General features: G+C 44.2%; 17 protein-coding genes. 10 read left to right on the top strand and 7 right to left on the bottom strand.

What is annotated here, in order from left to right; genetic code table 11:
- The first annotated feature begins 80 nt into the window (after nt 1–80).
- The 4 genes from citA to NST16_RS12970 all read left to right on the top strand — a co-directional run bounded on the left by citA (nt 81) and on the right by NST16_RS12970 (nt 5,241).
- A complete protein-coding gene (gene citA / locus NST16_RS12985; protein ID WP_268504778.1) occupies nt 81–1,181 on the top strand; it encodes a citrate synthase CitA in 1,101 nt (366 codons plus the stop codon).
- 71 nt (nt 1,182–1,252) lie between these two features.
- Nucleotides 1,253–2,122 carry an SDR family oxidoreductase gene (locus tag NST16_RS12980; RefSeq protein WP_326217142.1) on the top strand — a complete coding sequence of 290 codons (870 nt, stop codon included), beginning with the start codon at nt 1,253–1,255 and terminating at the stop codon, nt 2,120–2,122.
- Nucleotides 2,123–2,370: 248 nt separating this feature from the next.
- Nucleotides 2,371–3,768: a branched-chain amino acid transporter BcaP gene (gene bcaP, locus NST16_RS12975; protein ID WP_340887135.1), complete on the top strand. Its 1,398-nt coding sequence runs from the start codon at nt 2,371–2,373 to the stop codon at nt 3,766–3,768.
- A gap of 117 nt (nt 3,769–3,885) precedes the next feature.
- The gene (locus tag NST16_RS12970) at nt 3,886–5,241 is read left to right on the top strand and encodes a sodium-dependent transporter (protein WP_010333544.1); all 1,356 of its coding nucleotides are present in this window, start codon (nt 3,886–3,888) and stop codon (nt 5,239–5,241) included.
- Between the two features lie 37 nt (nt 5,242–5,278).
- Here NST16_RS12970 and pdxR read toward each other — a convergent pair whose 3' ends face one another.
- The gene (gene pdxR / locus NST16_RS12965; protein ID WP_340887134.1) at nt 5,279–6,685 is read right to left on the bottom strand and encodes a MocR-like pyridoxine biosynthesis transcription factor PdxR; all 1,407 of its coding nucleotides are present in this window, start codon (nt 6,683–6,685) and stop codon (nt 5,279–5,281) included.
- 108 nt (nt 6,686–6,793) lie between these two features.
- Here pdxR and NST16_RS12960 point away from each other — a divergent pair, with 108 nt between their 5' ends.
- On the top strand, nt 6,794–7,225 hold the full coding sequence (locus NST16_RS12960) for a GNAT family N-acetyltransferase (RefSeq protein WP_168747301.1): 432 nt from the start codon (nt 6,794–6,796) through the stop codon (nt 7,223–7,225).
- Nucleotides 7,226–7,254: 29 nt separating this feature from the next.
- Here NST16_RS12960 and NST16_RS12955 read toward each other — a convergent pair whose 3' ends face one another.
- The 3 genes from NST16_RS12955 to sigM are packed head-to-tail and all read right to left on the bottom strand — an operon-like array spanning nt 7,255 to nt 9,090.
- A complete protein-coding gene (locus tag NST16_RS12955) occupies nt 7,255–7,545 on the bottom strand; it encodes a hypothetical protein (protein ID WP_010333547.1) in 291 nt (96 codons plus the stop codon).
- Complete coding sequence (locus tag NST16_RS12950) at nt 7,533–8,609, bottom strand: anti-sigma factor (protein WP_268446618.1); 1,077 nt, start codon at nt 8,607–8,609, stop codon at nt 7,533–7,535. Before NST16_RS12950 ends, NST16_RS12955 begins: the two co-directional genes overlap by 13 nt.
- Nucleotides 8,599–9,090, bottom strand: a complete 492-nt coding sequence (gene sigM, locus NST16_RS12945; RefSeq protein ID WP_024120735.1) for an RNA polymerase sigma factor SigM — start codon at nt 9,088–9,090, stop codon at nt 8,599–8,601. Before sigM ends, NST16_RS12950 begins: the two co-directional genes overlap by 11 nt.
- 196 nt (nt 9,091–9,286) lie before the next feature.
- Between sigM and NST16_RS12940 the strand changes: the two genes are divergently transcribed.
- The 3 genes from NST16_RS12940 to NST16_RS12930 all read left to right on the top strand — a co-directional run bounded on the left by NST16_RS12940 (nt 9,287) and on the right by NST16_RS12930 (nt 12,247).
- Complete coding sequence (locus NST16_RS12940) at nt 9,287–10,294, top strand: aldo/keto reductase (protein ID WP_340887133.1); 1,008 nt, start codon at nt 9,287–9,289, stop codon at nt 10,292–10,294.
- Between the two features lie 124 nt (nt 10,295–10,418).
- On the top strand, nt 10,419–11,018 hold the full coding sequence (locus NST16_RS12935) for a 1-acylglycerol-3-phosphate O-acyltransferase (protein ID WP_010333551.1): 600 nt from the start codon (nt 10,419–10,421) through the stop codon (nt 11,016–11,018).
- A gap of 101 nt (nt 11,019–11,119) precedes the next feature.
- The gene (locus NST16_RS12930) at nt 11,120–12,247 is read left to right on the top strand and encodes an NAD(P)/FAD-dependent oxidoreductase (protein WP_340887131.1); all 1,128 of its coding nucleotides are present in this window, start codon (nt 11,120–11,122) and stop codon (nt 12,245–12,247) included.
- A gap of 26 nt (nt 12,248–12,273) precedes the next feature.
- On the opposite strand, the gene NST16_RS12925 is transcribed toward NST16_RS12930, so the two are convergent.
- The 3 genes from NST16_RS12925 to NST16_RS12915 all read right to left on the bottom strand — a co-directional run bounded on the left by NST16_RS12925 (nt 12,274) and on the right by NST16_RS12915 (nt 15,175).
- Nucleotides 12,274–13,173 (bottom strand): NAD-dependent epimerase/dehydratase family protein, encoded by a 900-nt coding sequence (locus NST16_RS12925; RefSeq protein WP_010333553.1) that lies wholly within the window; start codon nt 13,171–13,173, stop codon nt 12,274–12,276.
- A gap of 177 nt (nt 13,174–13,350) precedes the next feature.
- A complete protein-coding gene (locus NST16_RS12920; RefSeq protein ID WP_010333554.1) occupies nt 13,351–14,685 on the bottom strand; it encodes a hemolysin family protein in 1,335 nt (444 codons plus the stop codon).
- Between the two features lie 58 nt (nt 14,686–14,743).
- Nucleotides 14,744–15,175 (bottom strand): MerR family transcriptional regulator, encoded by a 432-nt coding sequence (locus NST16_RS12915; protein ID WP_010333555.1) that lies wholly within the window; start codon nt 15,173–15,175, stop codon nt 14,744–14,746.
- Between the two features lie 161 nt (nt 15,176–15,336).
- On the opposite strand from NST16_RS12915, the gene NST16_RS12910 reads away from it, so the two are divergent.
- Together NST16_RS12910 and NST16_RS12905 are read left to right on the top strand one after the other, a co-directional pair.
- On the top strand, nt 15,337–16,518 hold the full coding sequence (locus tag NST16_RS12910) for a pyridoxal phosphate-dependent aminotransferase (RefSeq protein WP_340887128.1): 1,182 nt from the start codon (nt 15,337–15,339) through the stop codon (nt 16,516–16,518).
- Between the two features lie 640 nt (nt 16,519–17,158).
- Entirely contained in the window at nt 17,159–18,544 is a 1,386-nt protein-coding gene (locus NST16_RS12905) for a hemolysin family protein (protein WP_340887126.1), read from the top strand.
- The last annotated feature ends 7 nt before the right edge of the window (nt 18,545–18,551 follow it).

Below are 18,551 nucleotides of genomic sequence, written 5' to 3'. Positions count from 1 at the left end.
AATTAATTCCCTTTAAAATATTCAATATTTTTTAAATATTATATTTACTATAATAACAGAAAAGGATAGGGGGAATACAAATGGTACATTACGGATTAAAGGGAATTACATGTGTGGACACATCAATCAGCCATATTGACGGCGAAAAAGGGCGCCTTATCTACAGAGGGCATCATGCAAAAGACATCGCGCTGCAACACAGCTTTGAAGAAGCCGCTTACTTGATTTTATTTGGAAAACTGCCGGCATCAGATGAATTACGGATATTTGAAGAAAAGCTGATCGCGGAGCGAAACCTGCCTGACCGCATTGAAAGTTTGATTCAGTCGCTGCCTAATAACATGGACGACATGTCGGTGCTGAGAACGGTTGTTTCAGCATTAGGGGAAAATACGTACACGTTTTATCCAAAAATAGAAGAAGCGATTCGGCTGATTGCCATCACGCCGTCTATTATCGCTTACAGAAAACGCTGGGTGCGCGGCGAGCAAGCCATTGAGCCATCTTCCCAGTACGGACATGTTGAAAACTATTATTATATGCTCACAGGTGAACAGCCTTCAGAAGCAAAAAAGAAAGCGCTTGAAACATATATGATTCTGGCCATGGAGCATGGCATGAACGCATCAACTTTTTCGGCACGGGTTACTTTGTCTACAGAGAGTGATTTGGTATCGGCCATTACCGCGGCGCTTGGCACGATGAAAGGCCCGCTTCATGGAGGGGCTCCTTCTGCTGTAACAAAAATGCTTGAAGACATTGGAGAAAAAGCGAATGCTGCAGCGTATTTGACAGCAAAGCTTGAAAAAGGAGAACGCCTGATGGGATTTGGGCACCGCGTGTATAAGACGAAAGATCCGCGGGCAGAAGCTTTGAGGCAGAAAGCTGAAGAGGTTGCAGGCGATGACCGTGATTTGGATCTGGCGCTGCATGTGGAGGCAGAAGCGATTCGTTTGCTGGACATCTACAAACCGGGCCGCAAGCTGTACACAAACGTTGAATTTTATGCAGCTGCTGTCATGAAGGCGATTGATTTTGATGATGACTTGTTTACACCGACGTTTTCAGCAAGCCGAATGGTAGGCTGGTGCGCACATGTGCTGGAGCAAGCAGAAAACAACGTGATTTTCCGTCCGTCAGCTAAATATACAGGGGCTATTCCTGAAGAAGTACTTTCATAACATATTTTGCAGTTTATTCGCTTCTGTGATGTGGTAAACATTCAATATCATCATGTCTAGGAGTGATCAATATGAACCCAATGGACAGACAAACAGAAGGACAAGAACCGCAGCGGCAGGACCGACAGCCGGGGATTGAGTCTGAAATGAATCCTTTTCCTTTAACAGAAGACCGTGATTATAAAGGAAGCGGAAAACTGAAAGGAAAAGTCGCGATCATTACAGGAGGCGACAGCGGAATCGGGAGAGCGGCAGCAATTGCGTATGCAAAAGAAGGGGCAGACGTCTCCATTCTTTATCTGGACGAACATTCTGACGCAGAGGAAACGCGAAAACAAGTTGAACAGGAAAACGTCCGCTGCCTGCTGATTCCTGGGGATATCGGAGATGAGAAGCATTGTGAACAGGCTGTACAGCAAACCGTAGACCATTTTGGAAAGCTGGATATTTTGGTTAACAACGCTGCTGAACAGCACCCGCAGGACAGTATTCTTGATATTTCAACAGAACAGCTTGAAAAGACCTTCCGCACGAACATTTTTGCCATGTTTCATATGACAAAGAAAGCGTTGCCTCACTTGAAAGAAGGGAGCGCAATCATTAATACGACATCGATTACCGCTTATGAAGGAGATACCGCATTAATTGATTATTCCAGTACAAAGGGTGCAATTGTCTCCTTTACACGATCAATGAGCAAATCTCTTGTGGATAAAGGCATCAGAGTAAATGCGGTGGCGCCCGGCCCGATTTGGACACCGCTGATCCCGGCGACATTCCCGGAAGAAAAAGTGAAACAGCATGGACTTGATACGCCGATGGGCAGACCGGGACAGCCGATAGAGCATGCAGGTGTATACGTTTTGCTTGCATCTGATGAATCTTCCTATATGACGGGACAGACGATTCACGTGAATGGCGGCCGTTTTATTTCAACATAATGTACAAAAAACCAGCAGAATGGCTGGTTTTTTTGTGCATGAAAATAGGCCAGTGCAGAAATTTGTCGAATTTTTTAAAAATTTAGTTTTCATTTTTAGATTTTTATATATAATATTGAGTAGGAGAAAGGAATGATTCATCAGCAGTACAAATATAGTAGAAAAAAAGAAAAACGGTCATTGTTGCTCATGAATTCAGAAAATTCAAATAAAATATAAAGAAATCATCAGCTAGGAGTTGAAGGGGAATGAAAGGAAGCGTATTTAGGAAGAAAAGTATTCAGGATTTAATCGCTGCAACAAAAGGTGAAAAATCTTTAAAAAGAGAATTAGGGGCATTTGACTTAACATTGCTTGGGATTGGGGCCATTATAGGTACTGGGATATTTGTACTGACGGGGACAGGGGCAGTTACTGCCGGACCCGGACTGACCGTTTCATTTGTTGTCGCAGCGCTGGCTTGTTTATTCGCTGCATTGTCTTACGCTGAATTTGCTTCAAGTGTGCCTGTCTCAGGTTCGGTGTATACATTTACTTATGCTACAATGGGAGAACTTTTGGCCTTCATTATCGGGTGGGATTTAATTTTAGAGTATATGCTGGCGGTAAGTGCCGTTTCAGTCGGGTGGTCTGGGTATTTTCAATCATTTTTGTCCGGGCTTGGCATTCATCTTCCGGTGGCCTTAACGGCTGCTCCGGGGGCTGTAAAAGGAACCTTTACCATTTTTAATCTGCCTGCATTTGTCATTGTTCTTGCCATTACGTATTTGCTTTATTTAGGCATCAGAGAATCTAAAAGAGTCAACAACATTATGGTGATTTTAAAAGTACTGGTCGTTCTCTTGTTTATTGCGGTGGCAGCTGTTTACGTGAAGCCGGATAACTGGCAGCCGTTTATGCCAATGGGCTTTGGCGGCGTATTCAGTGCAGCGGCACTCGTTTTCTTTGCTTTTATCGGATTTGACGCTGTATCCTCTGCCGCGGAAGAGACGAAAAACCCTGGGAAGGATCTGCCGAAAGGAATTATTTTCTCATTATTGGTTTGTACCATTTTATATGTTACTGTATCAGCCATCATGACAGGGGTTGTTCCATTTGCCCAGTTTGAAGGCGTCGATCATCCGGTTTCTCTCGTTCTTCAAAGCGCGGGGCAAAACTGGGTGGCAGGCATTATTGATATCGGTGCGGTTTTGGGAATGACAACAGTTATGCTTGTGATGCTTTATGGACAGACACGTGTTATGTTTGCTATGTCTCGTGACGGCCTGGTTCCGGGATCGCTTTCTAAGGTTCATCCGAAGCATAAAACTCCTTATGTTGCGACTTGGTTTTTCGGCATAATGTCGGCGCTCCTCGGTTCACTTGTTCCGCTTGATGAGCTTGCCAAGCTGGTAAACATCGGAACGCTTTCAGCGTTTGTGCTGATTTCTGTCGCGGTTATTGTATTGAGAAAGAAACAGCCTGATCTTCCGAGAGCCTTTAAATGTCCGGGGGTTCCGGTTATCCCGGGCTTAGCAATTCTATTCTGCCTGTTCTTAATTTTAAATCTCGGCTGGGTGACGATTGTCCGCTTCCTTGTATGGCTGTTAATTGGCATGGCGATCTATTTCTTATATTCAAGAAAGCATTCAAAATTAAATCAATAACTCTCAAAGAAGGGAGCGGCTTACACTGGCCGCTCTCTTTTCTATTCTCATCAAATGAATTTATAGAAATCAGCATGAAAATAAGAGATAATATAGGCTGGAAAGGAAGTGACATCATTGTCTGAGCAAAAACCAGTCCAATGGGCTTCAAAAATCGGTTTCGTCATGGCTGCCGCTGGATCAGCCATCGGCTTAGGCGCGATTTGGAAGTTCCCTTATGTAGCGGGGACGAATGGAGGAGGCGCCTTTTTCCTTATTTTTGTGCTATTTACCATTCTCTTGGGCTATCCGCTTTTAGTGGGAGAATTTATCTTTGGAAGACGGAACCAAACGAATGCCATTGATGCATATAAAAAAGAAGCGCCGCGAACAGCTTGGTTTCTCACAGGATGGGTCGGTGTAGCGGCTTGTTTCTTAGTTTTATCGTTTTACAGTGTTATCGGAGGATGGATTTTACTATATATAGTGAAAACAGCATCGGGTTCACTGTCCGGTCTCACCCAGGAGCAGTACGGTGCACTTTTTGGCTCTGTTATTCAAAACCCTGTGCAGACGCTCGCGGCTCAGCTTATCTTTATGGTACTGACTGTGCTGGTTGTCGCCAGAGGGGTTCAAAAAGGGATTGAACGCGTAAGCGCGGTGATGATGCCGATTTTGTTTATATTGTTTGTCCTGCTTGTTCTTCGGTCGCTCACGCTGGATCATGCGATGGAAGGCGTGAAATTTTTGCTTGTGCCCCATTTCGGCGATTTGACCCCGGAGTCTGTTTTGTTTGCGCTGGGACAGGCTTTCTTTACGTTAACACTGGGGGTTTCGGTCATGGTGACCTACAGCTCCTATCTGCCGAAAACGCAAAATATCCCGCGTTCTGCAGCGTCCATTGTCGTTATGAATATCATTGTGACACTTTTGGCAGGTTTGGCTATTTTTCCTGCCGTTTTCTCCTTCGGATTGGAGCCGAATGAAGGTCCGACTTTGCTGTTTACAGTGCTTCCGGCCGTTTTTGAACAGCTTCCGTTCGGTATCCTGTTTTTCATCGGCTTTCTAGTCGCATTTTTATTTGCCGCACTGACCTCTGCCTTTTCGATGGTGGAAATGATTGTAGCCATTATCGGCAAAGGGGACGAAACGAAGAGGAAAAAGCTGTCATGGACCAGCGGGTTTTTGATCTTCTTAGTCGGTATCCCATCTTGCTTATCCTATGGCGTGCTGAGCGATGTGCGCATATTTGATAAGACGTTTTTTGACGTTGTCGATTTTACCGTCAGCAATGTTCTGCTGCCGTTAGGCGCCCTGTTAATTTCTATTTTCATTCCGCTGAAAATATCGAAACAGGACCTATGGGCAGAGATGAGACAAGGATCACATCCCGGAAAAGCATTCTTTTATATATGGTTTTATTTGCTCCGTTTCGTTGTGCCGCTGGCTATTATTATCGTGTTCTTAAATTTAATCGGGATTATATCCTTTTAGAAAAACAGGCTCCGCTGGGGGCCTGTTTTTTTGTTTATTATGATTTCATCAGCGGTTCCCAAGCGGTTTTCAGCTTTTTGATACCGAGCCGGATGTCCTCTTCAGAAAGCCCTCCATAACCGATTAAGATAGAAACAAACGGCGGCTGGCTCTTGTACGATGGAGAAACCGGATAGACATTCACTCTGTTTTTGGCAGCGGCTTTTATCGCTTCATCCTCACTGGCTGAAAACATAAGCCGAAGGAGGATATGGAGTCCCGAGTTTTTTCCGAGAACCTCCACGCTGTCTCCCAGCTCAGTTCGTATCGCTTCGAGCAGAACAGCGTGTTTTTTTCGATATAAGGATCTCATCCTGTTCAAATGCTTTTGCCATTCGCCGTTTTCAATGAAATCTGCCAGTGCCAATTGATTATGGGAAGAGACCGTCTGTTTCATCAAAAGCGTATTTTTTCTTACGGGTTCAATAAGTGCAGCAGGAAGAATCATATAGCTGATCCGCAAGGAAGGGAGCAATGATTTTGAAAAAGTGCCGAGATAAATGACCCTGCCATTCGGGTCAAGGCCTTGCAGCGATGGAATGGGCTGCCCGCTGTAGCGAAATTCTCCATCATAATCATCCTCAATAATAAATGAATTTGCCTCTTTTGCCCAAGACAACAGCTCCTGTCTTCGGGCGATCGTCATTATGGTCCCGAGCGGGAATTGATGTGAGGGAGTCGTATAGACGAGATGCGGGCTCTCGTGTTTAAGGCTAGCCGGCAGGACTCCTTCTTCATCTGTGCAAATGGGAATCACGTTCATGTGATTGGCCTCAAACATTCGTCTTGAACGGTGAAATCCCGGTTCTTCAAAACCGATTTTTGTTCCCGGCTGAAGCGTAAGGCAAAGAATTTGCAGAAGGACGGTAGTGCCTGCTCCAATGATAATTTGGCTGGGGTCACAATTGACACCGCGTGACAGTCTGACAAATCGGGCTATCATTTCTCTGAGTGCAGGTTCTCCTTGAGGATCGCCTGAGATGTGAAATTGTTCAGAATACCGATCCAGACTTTTCACCATGCTTTTTCGCCACGCGTTAAAGGGAAAGTGGACCAGATCGACATTTCCTTGATGAAAGTTAATAACAGATTCTACTTCTTTATGAGTGATCGGCTGCGGAGGAGGTTGATATGGTATTGGAGCATTCGGAAACTCAGGTTCAATGTCTGCTGCAAACCAGCCGATTTTAGGCTTGCTTTTGACATATCCTTCAGCGGTTAATTGCTCGTAGGCGCGTTCTACCGTTGCCGTGCTGACACCGAGCAAGCCGGAGAGCCTGCGTTTTGACGGAAGCCTCATTCCTTTGGTGATTCTGGCATGTGACATTTCTTGTTTGAAATAGGTGTAAAGCTGTTCATACAGAGGTGTTTTGCTTGTTTTGTCCAGAAACGGCGTGATATCCATTTTATCTCTCCTTGCATCTGGCGTGGTCATTTTTTCTGGTTTTGGCTATTTGGCGAATGCCATAAATCGGATATCATCATTGTAACGAATGGAGAGGGGATTGATAAGATGCTTCATATCAAACAATTAACGACTAGAGAAGAGTGGATGGATGCATATCCGGTGATGCACGAATTAAGAACAGAGCTGGATGAAGAGACGTATTTACATAGGCTGGAGCGCTGTGTCCAAAAAGAGTCGTATATGCTGTTTGCCTTATATGAGGATAAAGCGATCAGGGCACTGTGCGGCGCGCTGCCAAGGGTTTCGCTTCATCAAGGAGAGTACGTATGGATAGCGGATCTTGTCACAAGCGGGCCTTACAGGTCTAAGGGGTACGGCAAACTTCTTTTGGATTATGCGGCAAACTGGGCAAGAGATGCAGGCTACAGTTCTGTCAGTCTTTCATCAGGTCTTCAGCGCAAAGACGCCCACAGATTTTATACGGATAAAATGGGATTTACGATTGAAAGCTATTTATTCAGAAAACAGCTGTCATAAAAAAAGACGCCTGAAACGGCGTCTTTTTTCTAAAAGCCAAACTGTAAGTTGGTATCCACAGACACAATAGTATACACACAGATAATCACAAAGAGATTAAGGACAACGCCGAGCAGGCCGGGACCCGTGCGTCCTCTTTTAATGAATAGCTCAATAATGCCAAACGGAACGGCGGCCATGGCAAACGGCAGCATTTGATAAGAATAAGAGGTCACATTGCTGATAATCGCCAAATTAAGCAAGAGCAAAGACAGAATCGCTGTCCCGACAGATATCCAGCCAAATACATTATGTTCTTTAAAAATTCTTACCAATTCCATAATTCCACCTCGCCGACATTTGCTGATTTTACTGATTTGTTTTTCAGCATGCGCTGGATTTCCTTGGTCGGTCCTGTAACGACAGAGCCGTATACATTAACACCATTTTTCTCTACATAATCCAAGCGGGAATCTACTTTTAAGTCTTTTCGTTTTGAAATGACCTGCGCCCATTTTTCGTGCTTCGATATGTAAGTTAAAGCATCGATAAATTGGTCACCGTTTGACTTCCCTTTTGTATTAAGCGCAGCCAGGAACTTTGAGTCTTTCCCTGGATAGCCAAGCGGCTCTGCGTAAGCGGTATCCTTTGTATTGTTCTCTGTTTCAATCGCGTTCCACAAAAAGCTTACATCATAACCTCTGAATTTTTTATACACTTCTTTTGTCGGATATGCCCGGTCATAAGAAAGGTAGACCTCGGAAACAGTCCCTTCAGGCAAAGCTTTTAATGTTTTTTCCGCTTTTGCGGTTGTTTGTTCAGATCCGCTTGATGGGTGTGTAAAGTAATGGCCGCCTTTATGGATTTCTAAGTCATAGTAGTTGACGACCGGCGCTTTCACTCTGTCATAAAACATTTCCACCCGTTCATTCCCCACGGCAGCTGTTTTCGTGCCAATCTGTTTTTGCAGCGGGAATTCTGTATTCATGCCAAACAGCTTCACCTGGCTCTTCAGTCCAGAAGTATCGACAAGAACATTTGGCATAGTCAGGGCTACAGTGACTGCGGCAGTTTCCATAAATTCATTGCCGGTGCTGTGTTTTCCTCCCATTCCGTAGTAGAGGTAGCTTCCCAGCGTACATAGCGGCAAAATCATTAATGTCGATATGACGGCAAGAGCGGAAATACGCAAATAAGACTTCCGTTTGCCGTAGGCCAGAATGGCTTTTTGTTTTTCAGGACTGATGTCGACATCCCAATCATGATCGTCTGGCAGCTCACTATCAATCAGTTCCTGATACACTTCGAGCTTCTCAAGTTCCTCTTCAAACGCGGTCATTTCCTGATCGCTCATTTCACCGTTTTTATATTGATCAAAACGCTTTTTAAATTCTTCATTCATCATTAACACCTCTATTATAAAGTGCTTTCAGCCGCTGTCTGGCACGAAACAAAACACTTTTAAAATTCGCCTCTGAAATATTCATAATATGGGATGCTTCTTTGTAATTTAATTCTTTTAAATAATATAGTGTTAACGCCTCCCGATAGTTATCGGGGAGCTCGGACATATAACCAGTCAGCACTTCCTTTATCTCTACCTGGTGGGCAGGGCTCTGAACAGCAGTTTGAAAGAGGCTTCCAATCAAATCATCTGAAATGGTGACTTCTTTCTTATGCTTTCTGACGTAATCAATGAAGGCGTTCCGCGCCACTTGAAAAAGCCAGGGCTTTACTTTGCTGTGATCATAGGAGTGAATGTGTATGTATGCCCGCATAAAGGTTTCCTGCAGCAAGTCTTCGGCAAGATGCTTGTCTTTTGTCATGGAGAGCAGGAACCTGTAAACATCATTCATGTACATTTGGTAAATTTCATCGATCGTCACTGCCTTTTCTCCCCTCTATGTTATACACGCATAAGAAAGGTTTAAAGTTGCACATTACATGCAAACGGCTTTTTAATACGTAATCAAACACCATTACTCTATAGTACAAAAAATTCGCCCTGAAAGATAGAGGTGAGAAATGTTTAACATTTTTTCCATCAGGGAAAACATAGTGAAAAAGTGAAGGAGTGGCACAATGGAATATACCAGTATCTCAGACACAGGAATAAAAGTCTCCCGAATTGGACTCGGCACATGGGCGATCGGCGGAACCATGTGGGGAGGCACTGATGAAAAAACATCGATCGAAACCATCCGCGCCGCTCTTGATAAGGGGATCACACTGATTGACACCGCGCCGGCATATGGCTTCGGGCAGTCCGAAGAAATTGTCGGGAAGGCGATCAAGCAGCATGGGGCAAGAGATCAGGTTGTTATTGCCACTAAAACGGCGCTGGATTGGAAAAACACTCAGCTGTTCCGCCATGCTAACAGAGCGAGAATTATACAGGAAGTCGAGGATTCCCTGCAACGGCTGCAGACAGATTATATCGATCTATATCAGGTGCATTGGCCAGATCCGCTTGTGCCGATAGAGGAAACGGCAGAAGTGATGAAAGAATTATATGATGCCGGGAAAATCCGCGCGATCGGCGTCAGTAATTTCTCGGTTGAACAAATGGATACGTTTCGGGCCGTTGCTCCGCTTCATACAATCCAGCCTCCTTACAATCTGTTTGAAAGGGACATTGAAGAGAATGTGCTCCCGTATGCGAAAGACAAACAGATGACAACACTATTATACGGCAGTTTATGCAGAGGGCTGTTAACGGGAAAAATGACAGAAGATCATTCGTTTGAGGGAGACGATCTTCGAAATCACGATCCGAAATTTCAGAAGCCGAGATTTAAAGAATATCTTTCTGCAGTCAATCAATTAGAAGACTTGGCGAAGACACGTTATGGAAAATCTGTGATGCATCTGGCCGTGAGATGGATTTTAGACCAGCCGGGAGCGGGAATCGCCCTTTGGGGGGCAAGACAACCTCAACAAATAGAGGCGGTATCAGAAATTACCGGCTGGACGCTGAGCAATGAAGATAAAAAAGACATTAATACCATTTTGAAAAATACGATATCAAACCCGGTTGGACCGGAATTTATGGCGCCTCCGACAAGAGAGGGGTATATAACAAAAAGCTGAGGATGATTCCTCAGCTTTTTGACGTTAAGAAAAGAGAAATCTTAAAAATTAGTACCAGGTAATAAAAAATGTTGTTATAATAAGTAACAGAAAGAATCATTGATTACGACAAAGGAAGTGCGATATGTATAAGTTTTGTGCAAATGCTTTAAAAGTTATTCTTTCTCTTCGCGGAGGAGTGAAGGTATACAACAAAGAAAACCTTCCGGCCGATTCAGGTTTTGTCATCGCGTGTACACACTCTGGCTGGGTTGATGTGATCACACTCGGAGTCGGGATTCTTCCTTATCAAATACACTACATGGCGAAAAAAGAGCTTTTTCAAAATAAATGGATCGGTTCGTTTTTGAAGAAAATTCATGCCTTTCCGGTAGACCGGGAAAATCCTGGCCCAAGCAGCATTAAAACGCCGATTAAGCTGCTGAAAGAAGGAGAGATTGTCGGAATCTTCCCAAGCGGAACAAGAACTTCTGAGGATGTGCCTTTGAAGAGAGGCGCAGTGACAATTGCGCAAATGGGGAAAGCACCCCTTGTTCCGGCTGCTTATAAAGGACCTTCAAGCGGAAAGGCGTTGTTCAAAAAAGGAAAAATGAAGCTGATTATCGGGAAACCTTTGCAGCAGGCTGATTTTGCCCACCTTCCGTCTAAGGAAAGGCTGGCGGCTATGACAGAGGCTTTGAATCACAGCATTAAAGAGCTTGAAAAGAAGCTGGAACAACTGTAATTCATCAGTCATTGCACTCGCCAATATCCCGATTGTTTATAATTTCCTGGGCCATTAGCTATACTAAATGAGGAATTGATCATTGGGAAAGGTTATGGTTCATGAAAAAAATGATAATAGTCGGGGCTGGAATTTTGGGAGCATCAACAGCATATCAGCTAGCCAAAATGGGTGCAGAGGTTCTGGTTATAGATCGGAAAGATAAGGGCCAGGCCACCCATGCAGCGAAAGGCATTATCTGTCCATGGCTGTCTCCTCGTCGTGATCAGGCTTGGTACCGGCTGGCAAAGGACGGAGCGCGCTTTTATCCTCGGTTCATAGAAGAACTTAGAAAAGAAGGCGAGACGGACATTGGTTATGCTCAAGTCGGTGCTCTTAGTATTCATCACGAGAAAGAAAAGATCGAAACGATCGAAAAACGTGTGCGGGAGCGTAAACAAGCTGCCTTGGAAATCGGTGAGATATCCTTTCTTCATGAAAACCAAACCGCAGATTTGTTTCCTCTGCTTGCTGAACGGTACCATTCTGTTCATATAAGCGGAGCCGCCCGTGTTGATGGAGAAGTGCTGCGAGATACATTATTGAGATCTGCTCAAAGAAACGGCGCAGTCATTTTAAAAGGTGATGCTGCGCTTCGACATCATTCGAATCGTGTCACAGGCGTAACTGTCGGTAATGAAATCTATTCTTCTGATGAGGTTATTGTTTGTGCCGGTGTTTGGGCAGACCAATTGTTAGCGCCTTTAGGCATTCAATTCAAAGTAAGTGCGCAAAAAGCGCAAATTGTGTATGTGCAGGTGCCGAATGTAAATCATATGGACAGCTGGCCTGCTGTGATGCCGCCCTCTAAAGAGTATCTTTTAGCTTATCATGACAATAGAATAGCTATCGGCGCGACACGTGAAGATGAGATAGGCGGACGTGATGTAAGGATAACGGCTGGCGGGCTGCAGGAACTTCTAAACAAGGGATTAGAAATGGCTCCCGGCTTAGCGAACAGCACCTTTCAAGAGGCAAGAGTCGGTTTACGCCCCTTTACACCAGGTGATGTGCCGGTGATCGGATCTCTTCCCGGCTGGGATGGGGTGATAGTGGCAAACGGTCTTGGATCGTCTGGTTTAACAATGGGCCCCTATATGGGGGAGCAGTTGGCGAAGCTGGCCCTTAGAATGGATTTGGATATCAATTTAGATGATTATGATATAAAAAAAGCAGCAGGAGTCCGATGATCACCTGCTGCTTTTTTTTGTGGTGTTTATATTTTTGATAATGAGAGCTGATCCTCTGGCAGTGCTTTAAGAGAGCCGTCATTATTTAATACAGAGCGCCATGTATAACGCGGTTCATAGCCAAGAACCTTTTTAGCTTTATCGATTGCCATCAGCGTTTCATATCCTTTTATATCTCTCTTTAAAGATACATCGGGGAAAAATCGTTTTACTAAGTCTTCACTAGGCTCTTTCATGATGGTATCGGGTGCAGTAATATGGAAGACGTCATTTCCGAGATTGTTTTTTTCGAGTGCTAGAAGGCAAGCATGTGCAGCATCCCTGACATCACAATACGCCCATGCATTTTTCTTTTGAATATCCTTTTGCTGCTCGTTCCAGTGCATGCCTGGGATTTTTTCGTACTCATCAGGCTCATATATATTCGCAAAGCGGAGAGTGACAATTTGTGTATTGATCAGCTTTGAATACATATCTGAGAGGATTTCGGTCAGCCGTTTTGCCATCGCATAAGATGACTTTACGATCGTTGGATGCTCCTCGTCTACGGGAAGGTAACTGAGCTCGTCCGGCACAAATGGATATCCCAGCACCGTTTCACTTGAAGCCCACACAAGCTTACGGATTTTAAAATCTTTACAGGCTTCCAGGATATTAAAATTAACAAGCATATTATTTTCAAATATCGCCTGGGAGGTATTCCTGACATCTGTAGGGATATTCCCAAGATGAACCACAGCGTCGCAGCCCATGATTAGCTGACATACCTGGCCGTAATCCCGTAAATCTGCTTGAATAAATGTTTTCGATGCGGACTCTTCTTTTAATACTCTGTCTGATGCTGTCACATCATGGCCGGCCTCTAATAACGTTCTTACAGCCCAGCGTCCGATTTTACCTGCTGCTCCAGTTACGACAACTTTCATGTTTTCGCTCCTTTCTATAATGATGCCGGAAATATTCGTTTTTATCGCAATTGCACCTTTTTAGAGTTCCCGCGGATGACCGATTTATTAGCAGCAGTTTTCAGAAGAGAGGTATGACAATGTCAAAAACGAACCAGAATAAAAAAGACACCTCAATAAAAGGTGTCTTTTTCAAAATTATGCTTCTTGCGACTCTCCAACTTCTATCAGCTCTTCTGCTGCGAGCTTTTTCACTTCAATATAAGCGACGTGGTGGCCGTCAATTTCATTAATAATAAATTCACAGCCTTCTTCGATAATAGAATCGTTCTTTTCCACATCGTATTTCTGAGTAAGGAACCAGCCGCCGATCGTATCGACTTCTTCATTCTCTAAATGAATGCCGAGCAGATCGTTCACTTGGTCGATTAAGACTTTACCGTCCAGCATGTAATGGCCTTCGCCGATCTTGCGGATTTCGCTGATCTCATCAATATCAAACTCATCGCGGATTTCGCCAACGATCTCTTCAATAATGTCCTCTACCGTCACCAGTCCGGCAGTTCCGCCGTATTCATCTGACAGGATTGCCATGTGGACTCTTTCTTTTTGCATTTTGACAAGCAAATCATGGATCGGCGCAGATTCAATCACATGAATGATCGGATTCACGAATTGAGAAATGGTGGAATCAACAGAAACCTCGCCGCTGATGCAGGCCGTCAGCACTTCTTTAATATTAATAACCCCGATAATATTATCTTTATCGCCCTCTTCTACTGGGTAGCGGGTATATTTTTCAATTTGAATGATTTCCATCATTTCAGAAATCTTAATATCGTGCGGAAGGCTGACAATCTCGGTCCGCGGGATCATAATTTCTTTCGCGAGCCTGTCGTCAAATTCAAAGATTTTATTCACATATTTAAACTCTGACTGGTTAATTTCACCGCTTTTATAGCTTTCCGACAGAATGATTCTTAGCTCTTCTTCAGAGTGAGCCAATTCGTTTTCTGATACGGTCTCCAGGCCAAAAGCTTTTGTCAATAACCGTGCGGAATTGTTCAAAAGCCAGATGAACGGGAACATGATGCGGTAAAACCAAATCAGCGGTTTCGCAAACAGCATAGACACTGCTTCCGCCTTTTGGATGGCAACTGTCTTAGGTGCAAGTTCTCCGACAACAACGTGCAGGAACGTGATAATGGCATACGCCAAAATAAACGATATGATATGTGAAAGGGAACTTGGTACGTCCAATTGTACGAAAAGCGGATGAACAAGCCTTTCAATCGTTGATTCCCCTAAAACCCCTAATCCAATGGAAGTCAATGTAATTCCAAGCTGACACGCAGATAGATACTCATCAAGATGCGTGGTCACTCTTTTTGCGGCAATTGCTGCTTTATTTCCTTCCGCGATCAGCTGATCAATCCGTGAGCCTCTGATTCTGATAATGGCAAACTCAGATGCTACGAAAAATGCCGTCAGGGCAATTAAAACAGCGACTAAAATCAAATTCACTATGTCCAATTAGAACCTTCACTCTACAATGAGAATGAAGGTAACACCTCCTGTTAGTAAAATGGTTTTAACTTAACAGCAGCATAAATGATTGGAACACGGCGAGCTTTTCGGGCGTAAGTTTGCTTTTCAGCTCGTCACGATCCTCAGGCTTCAGCCGTTCAAACCGATGCAAGATCCCGGAGATGTTTTGATTCATATAATCAATTTCAGATGCCAGATTTCCAATTTCATCATGATCTATGGCTGAAGAGGGAAACTGGTTCTCCAGTCGATCTTTAATATCGGACAGGGCCAATCGCTGCTGCTTGCAATCTACAATAAATATGAGTCGTTTAAGTGCGTTTTCATCGTAGTAACGATAATTTGAACAGGATCTGGCCGGCGTCAGCAGACCAAGATTCGTATAATAATCAACTGTTCGTTTCGTTACTCCGGCAAGTGCCGCTAGTTCACTGATACGATAAGTCTCAGCCCCATCTAAATCCCTCCCAACCATCACGTTATAGTTATGAGAATAGTTTAATATATGAAGGGTGCCTTACACAAGTTTATTGTTTTTTCGGGAAGCCGGATATGGAAAAAGTGGCATCCGAATTCTGGTTGAAGTAACATAGATAGATAGAATGTTCAATTTATTTATATGTGCAGAAGGGACAGATGAGATTGGCTGGTTTATCGCGGGAAATTGAAGAGAACCTAAATAAAGGATCGTGGATTCGAAAGCTGTTCGATGAAGGAGCGAGACTGAAGAAAGAGTTCGGAAATGACCAGGTGTTTGATTTCTCAATCGGCAACCCGGTCGTTGAACCGCCTGAAGCCTTTACGAGAGCATTAATAGAAGAAGCTGAAAAAGGAAATCACGGATACATACAAAATCAGGGCCTTCCTGAAGCTAGAGAAAAAGTCGCGCAATTTCTGGCCGGCCGCTTTGCTGCCGAGTTTTCAGCTGAGCGTGTTGTCATGACAGTAGGTGCGGGCGGCGCATTGAATGTGGCGCTAAAAAGTATATTAAATCCGGGAGAAGAGGTCATCATTCTCGCTCCTTATTTTGCAGAATATAAATTGTATATTGAGAACTATGGGGGGAAGGCTGTCAGCTGCCCGCTGACAGCCCGGTTCGAGATTGACATTGAAGCGGTAAGGCAGGCGATTACCCCGCAGACGATAGGACTCATTCTGAATACACCTCATAACCCGACGGGAACCGTACTCAGCCAGAAAAATATAGATGATCTAGGCGCTCTGTTAAAAGAGATTGAAGAGACAAACGGCCAAACCATCTATGTACTGTTTGATGAGCCGTACAGTCAGCTGATTTATGATGAAGTGCTGGCAAATCCGTTTCAATCGTATCATCGTGTCATTTTGGCGAGTTCATTCAGTAAGGACCTCGGCATAGCAGGGGAGCGGCTCGGTTATATCGGCTTAGACAGCAGCATGCCGGATGCCGACCTTTTGATAAATGCTTTTGTGTACTGCAATCGAACACTTGGGTTTGTAAATGCACCTGTCATGATGCAGCGGGCTGTGGCGAGAATGGATGATTTAAGAATAGACGCAAGCGCTTATAAAGAACGCAGAGATGTCATGGTTGACATTTTAAAGGAAGCCGGCTTTGAATTTGAAATGCCAAAAGGCGGTTTCTTCGTTTTTCCGAAGTCGCCAATTGAAGATGAAGTTGCATTTTGTGTGCATGCAGCGCAAAAGTATAAATTGTTAATTGTGCCGAGCAGCGGTTTTGGGATGAAAGGGCACTTCCGTTTATCCTTCAGTGTGCCGCTGGAGCAAATCAAACAATCACGCGACATCTTTATCGCCTTATATAAAGATTTTTTATAAGCCATCTCGCACAAAAAGATAACAGCGATCCCGAGGCTGTTATCTTTTTTTATTTGCCGTATACCCCAGGCTTTGGCCCGTTTTTCAATTCCTGTCTCTCCCTCGAATAAATCGCCAAATTCAACCATAACAGCAGAGCCGGCCTGAAGATAGAAACCGTTTATAACGCAAACTGGTCGAGCCCATTCCTGGCCCTTGCCTGTGTTGTGTGACCAGACACATCTAGTAAGCATTTAAAAGCACACGTCATGATCTTATCCTATGCACGTCGCCGAAGCAGATACGAGCGAATGAGCCGTACGAGCTTCAGCTTGAAAAACAGATATATGTCCGATATTTCAGTGAACAGCACCTTGCCCAATAATCTTAGCATCGTCTTGAAAGGCTATGCACGGATATCAAGAACCTGCTGGCCGGATGAATCAATAGGCTGTCCTATGATAGAAGTCTAAAAATTTAAAATCATTTTTGGAATGAGTTGTGTTACAATAAAATATACAATTTATAATCAAACTTTGACTTGGAGGTGGTATGATGGGGCCCTCTGCTTAGGCAACAATACACCGCGTACCTCAATGTTAAGGAAAAATGATTATATCAGGAGGTGACTCCTTATCCTTTAATGAGGGGATAAGGTTAAATGGACGATATTGACAGTCTGATTTTAATTGGTGTGCTCATTGCTTTAACTGCATTTTTCGTCGCAAGTGAGTTTGCGATTGTTAGAGTAAGGAGATCCAAAATTGATCAGCTTATAACAGAAGGAAACAAACGGGCGATACTCGCAAAGCGTGTCATTACAGATTTGGATGAATATTTATCTGCATCCCAGCTGGGCATTACAGTGACATCAATTGGACTCGGCGTGCTGGGGGAGCCGGCATTTGAACGGCTGCTGCATCCATTGTTTGAACCGCTCGGCCTGCCGGAATCGGTTTCTCATGCAGTCTCTTTTGCGGTCGCGTACGGCTTGATTACATTTCTGCATGTTGTTGTAGGTGAACTGGCCCCGAAAACGGTCGCGATTCAAAAGGCTGAACAGCTAACCTTGCTGATAGCGGGTCCGTTGCGACTATTCTATTTGCTTCTGTTTCCGTTTATTTGGATCCTGAATGGATCGGCGCGGCTTTTATGCGGCATGTTTGGTTTAAAGCCGGCGTCAGAACATGAGGGTTCTCATTCTGAAGAAGAACTCAGAATGCTGTTGTCTGAGAGTTTAAAAAACGGAGAGATTAATCCGTCTGAATATAAATATGTGAATAAGATTTTTGAATTTGATAACCGCATTGCCAAAGAAATTATGATACCGCGGAAGGAAATGGCCGCTGTATCAACGGATATGACAATGGCTGAGATGCTGGAGGTTATGCTGAAAGAAAAATACACCCGCTGGCCTGTCACAGATGGGGACAAAGACAGTGTCATCGGCTTGGTCAATACGAAGCATTTGTTTTCTGACTTGCTGTTTATGACAGAAGAGGAAAGAATGAAAATGACGATCCATCCGTATGTGCGGCCAGTGATCGAAGTCATTGAAACAATTCCGGTTCATGATCTGCTGATTAAAATGCAGCGTGAACGCATTCATATGGCGATTTTGTCGGATGAATATGGCGGAACCTCGGGACTTGTCACGACAGAGGACATTCTTGAAGAAATTGTCGGCGAGATCAGAGATGAATTTGATGAAGACGAACAGCCGCTGATTCAAAAGCTTGGCGACCGCCATTATGTTATGGATGGAAAGGTTCGCATGGATCAGGTGAACAGCCTTCTCGGCGCGTCGATTCAAGAAGACGTGGACACCATTGGCGGGCTGATATTGAAAGAAAACATTGATATTGAGACTGGCGAATCCATTCGCATCGGATCATATACAATAAAGGTGCTGAAGATGGATGGCCGTTTGATTAAGCAAATAGATATAAAAGAAGAAATCAGCCAGACATCCGGGATTACGGCCCACCATACGCTGCCGATGCCCGAGCCAGTCATGCTGAACAGTGCAACCTTGAGCGAGAAATAAGCTCAAG

The sequence above is a fragment of the Bacillus sp. FSL K6-1005 genome (assembly GCF_038000225.1).
Taxonomy (GTDB): domain Bacteria; phylum Bacillota; class Bacilli; order Bacillales; family Bacillaceae; genus Bacillus; species Bacillus mojavensis.
This window is presented reverse-complemented; position numbering and strand designations above follow the sequence as displayed.

Bases quoted from the DNA above. Each gene is read 5' to 3' on its own strand.
- citA (WP_268504778.1), top strand. From the start codon at position 81: ATGGTACATTACGGATTAAAGGGAATTACATGTGTGGACACATCAATC.
- NST16_RS12980 (WP_326217142.1), top strand. From the start codon at position 1,253: ATGAACCCAATGGACAGACAAACAGAAGGACAAGAACCGCAGCGGCAG.
- bcaP (WP_340887135.1), top strand. From the start codon at position 2,371: ATGAAAGGAAGCGTATTTAGGAAGAAAAGTATTCAGGATTTAATCGCT.
- pdxR (WP_340887134.1), bottom strand. From the start codon at position 6,685: ATGGATATCACGCCGTTTCTGGACAAAACAAGCAAAACACCTCTGTAT.
- NST16_RS12960 (WP_168747301.1), top strand. From the start codon at position 6,794: ATGCTTCATATCAAACAATTAACGACTAGAGAAGAGTGGATGGATGCA.
- NST16_RS12955 (WP_010333547.1), bottom strand. From the start codon at position 7,545: ATGGAATTGGTAAGAATTTTTAAAGAACATAATGTATTTGGCTGGATA.
- NST16_RS12950 (WP_268446618.1), bottom strand. From the start codon at position 8,609: ATGATGAATGAAGAATTTAAAAAGCGTTTTGATCAATATAAAAACGGT.
- NST16_RS12940 (WP_340887133.1), top strand. From the start codon at position 9,287: ATGGAATATACCAGTATCTCAGACACAGGAATAAAAGTCTCCCGAATT.
- NST16_RS12935 (WP_010333551.1), top strand. From the start codon at position 10,419: ATGTATAAGTTTTGTGCAAATGCTTTAAAAGTTATTCTTTCTCTTCGC.
- NST16_RS12930 (WP_340887131.1), top strand. From the start codon at position 11,120: ATGAAAAAAATGATAATAGTCGGGGCTGGAATTTTGGGAGCATCAACA.
- NST16_RS12925 (WP_010333553.1), bottom strand. From the start codon at position 13,173: ATGAAAGTTGTCGTAACTGGAGCAGCAGGTAAAATCGGACGCTGGGCT.
- NST16_RS12915 (WP_010333555.1), bottom strand. From the start codon at position 15,175: ATGGTTGGGAGGGATTTAGATGGGGCTGAGACTTATCGTATCAGTGAA.
- NST16_RS12910 (WP_340887128.1), top strand. From the start codon at position 15,337: ATGAGATTGGCTGGTTTATCGCGGGAAATTGAAGAGAACCTAAATAAA.
- NST16_RS12905 (WP_340887126.1), top strand. From the start codon at position 17,159: ATGGACGATATTGACAGTCTGATTTTAATTGGTGTGCTCATTGCTTTA.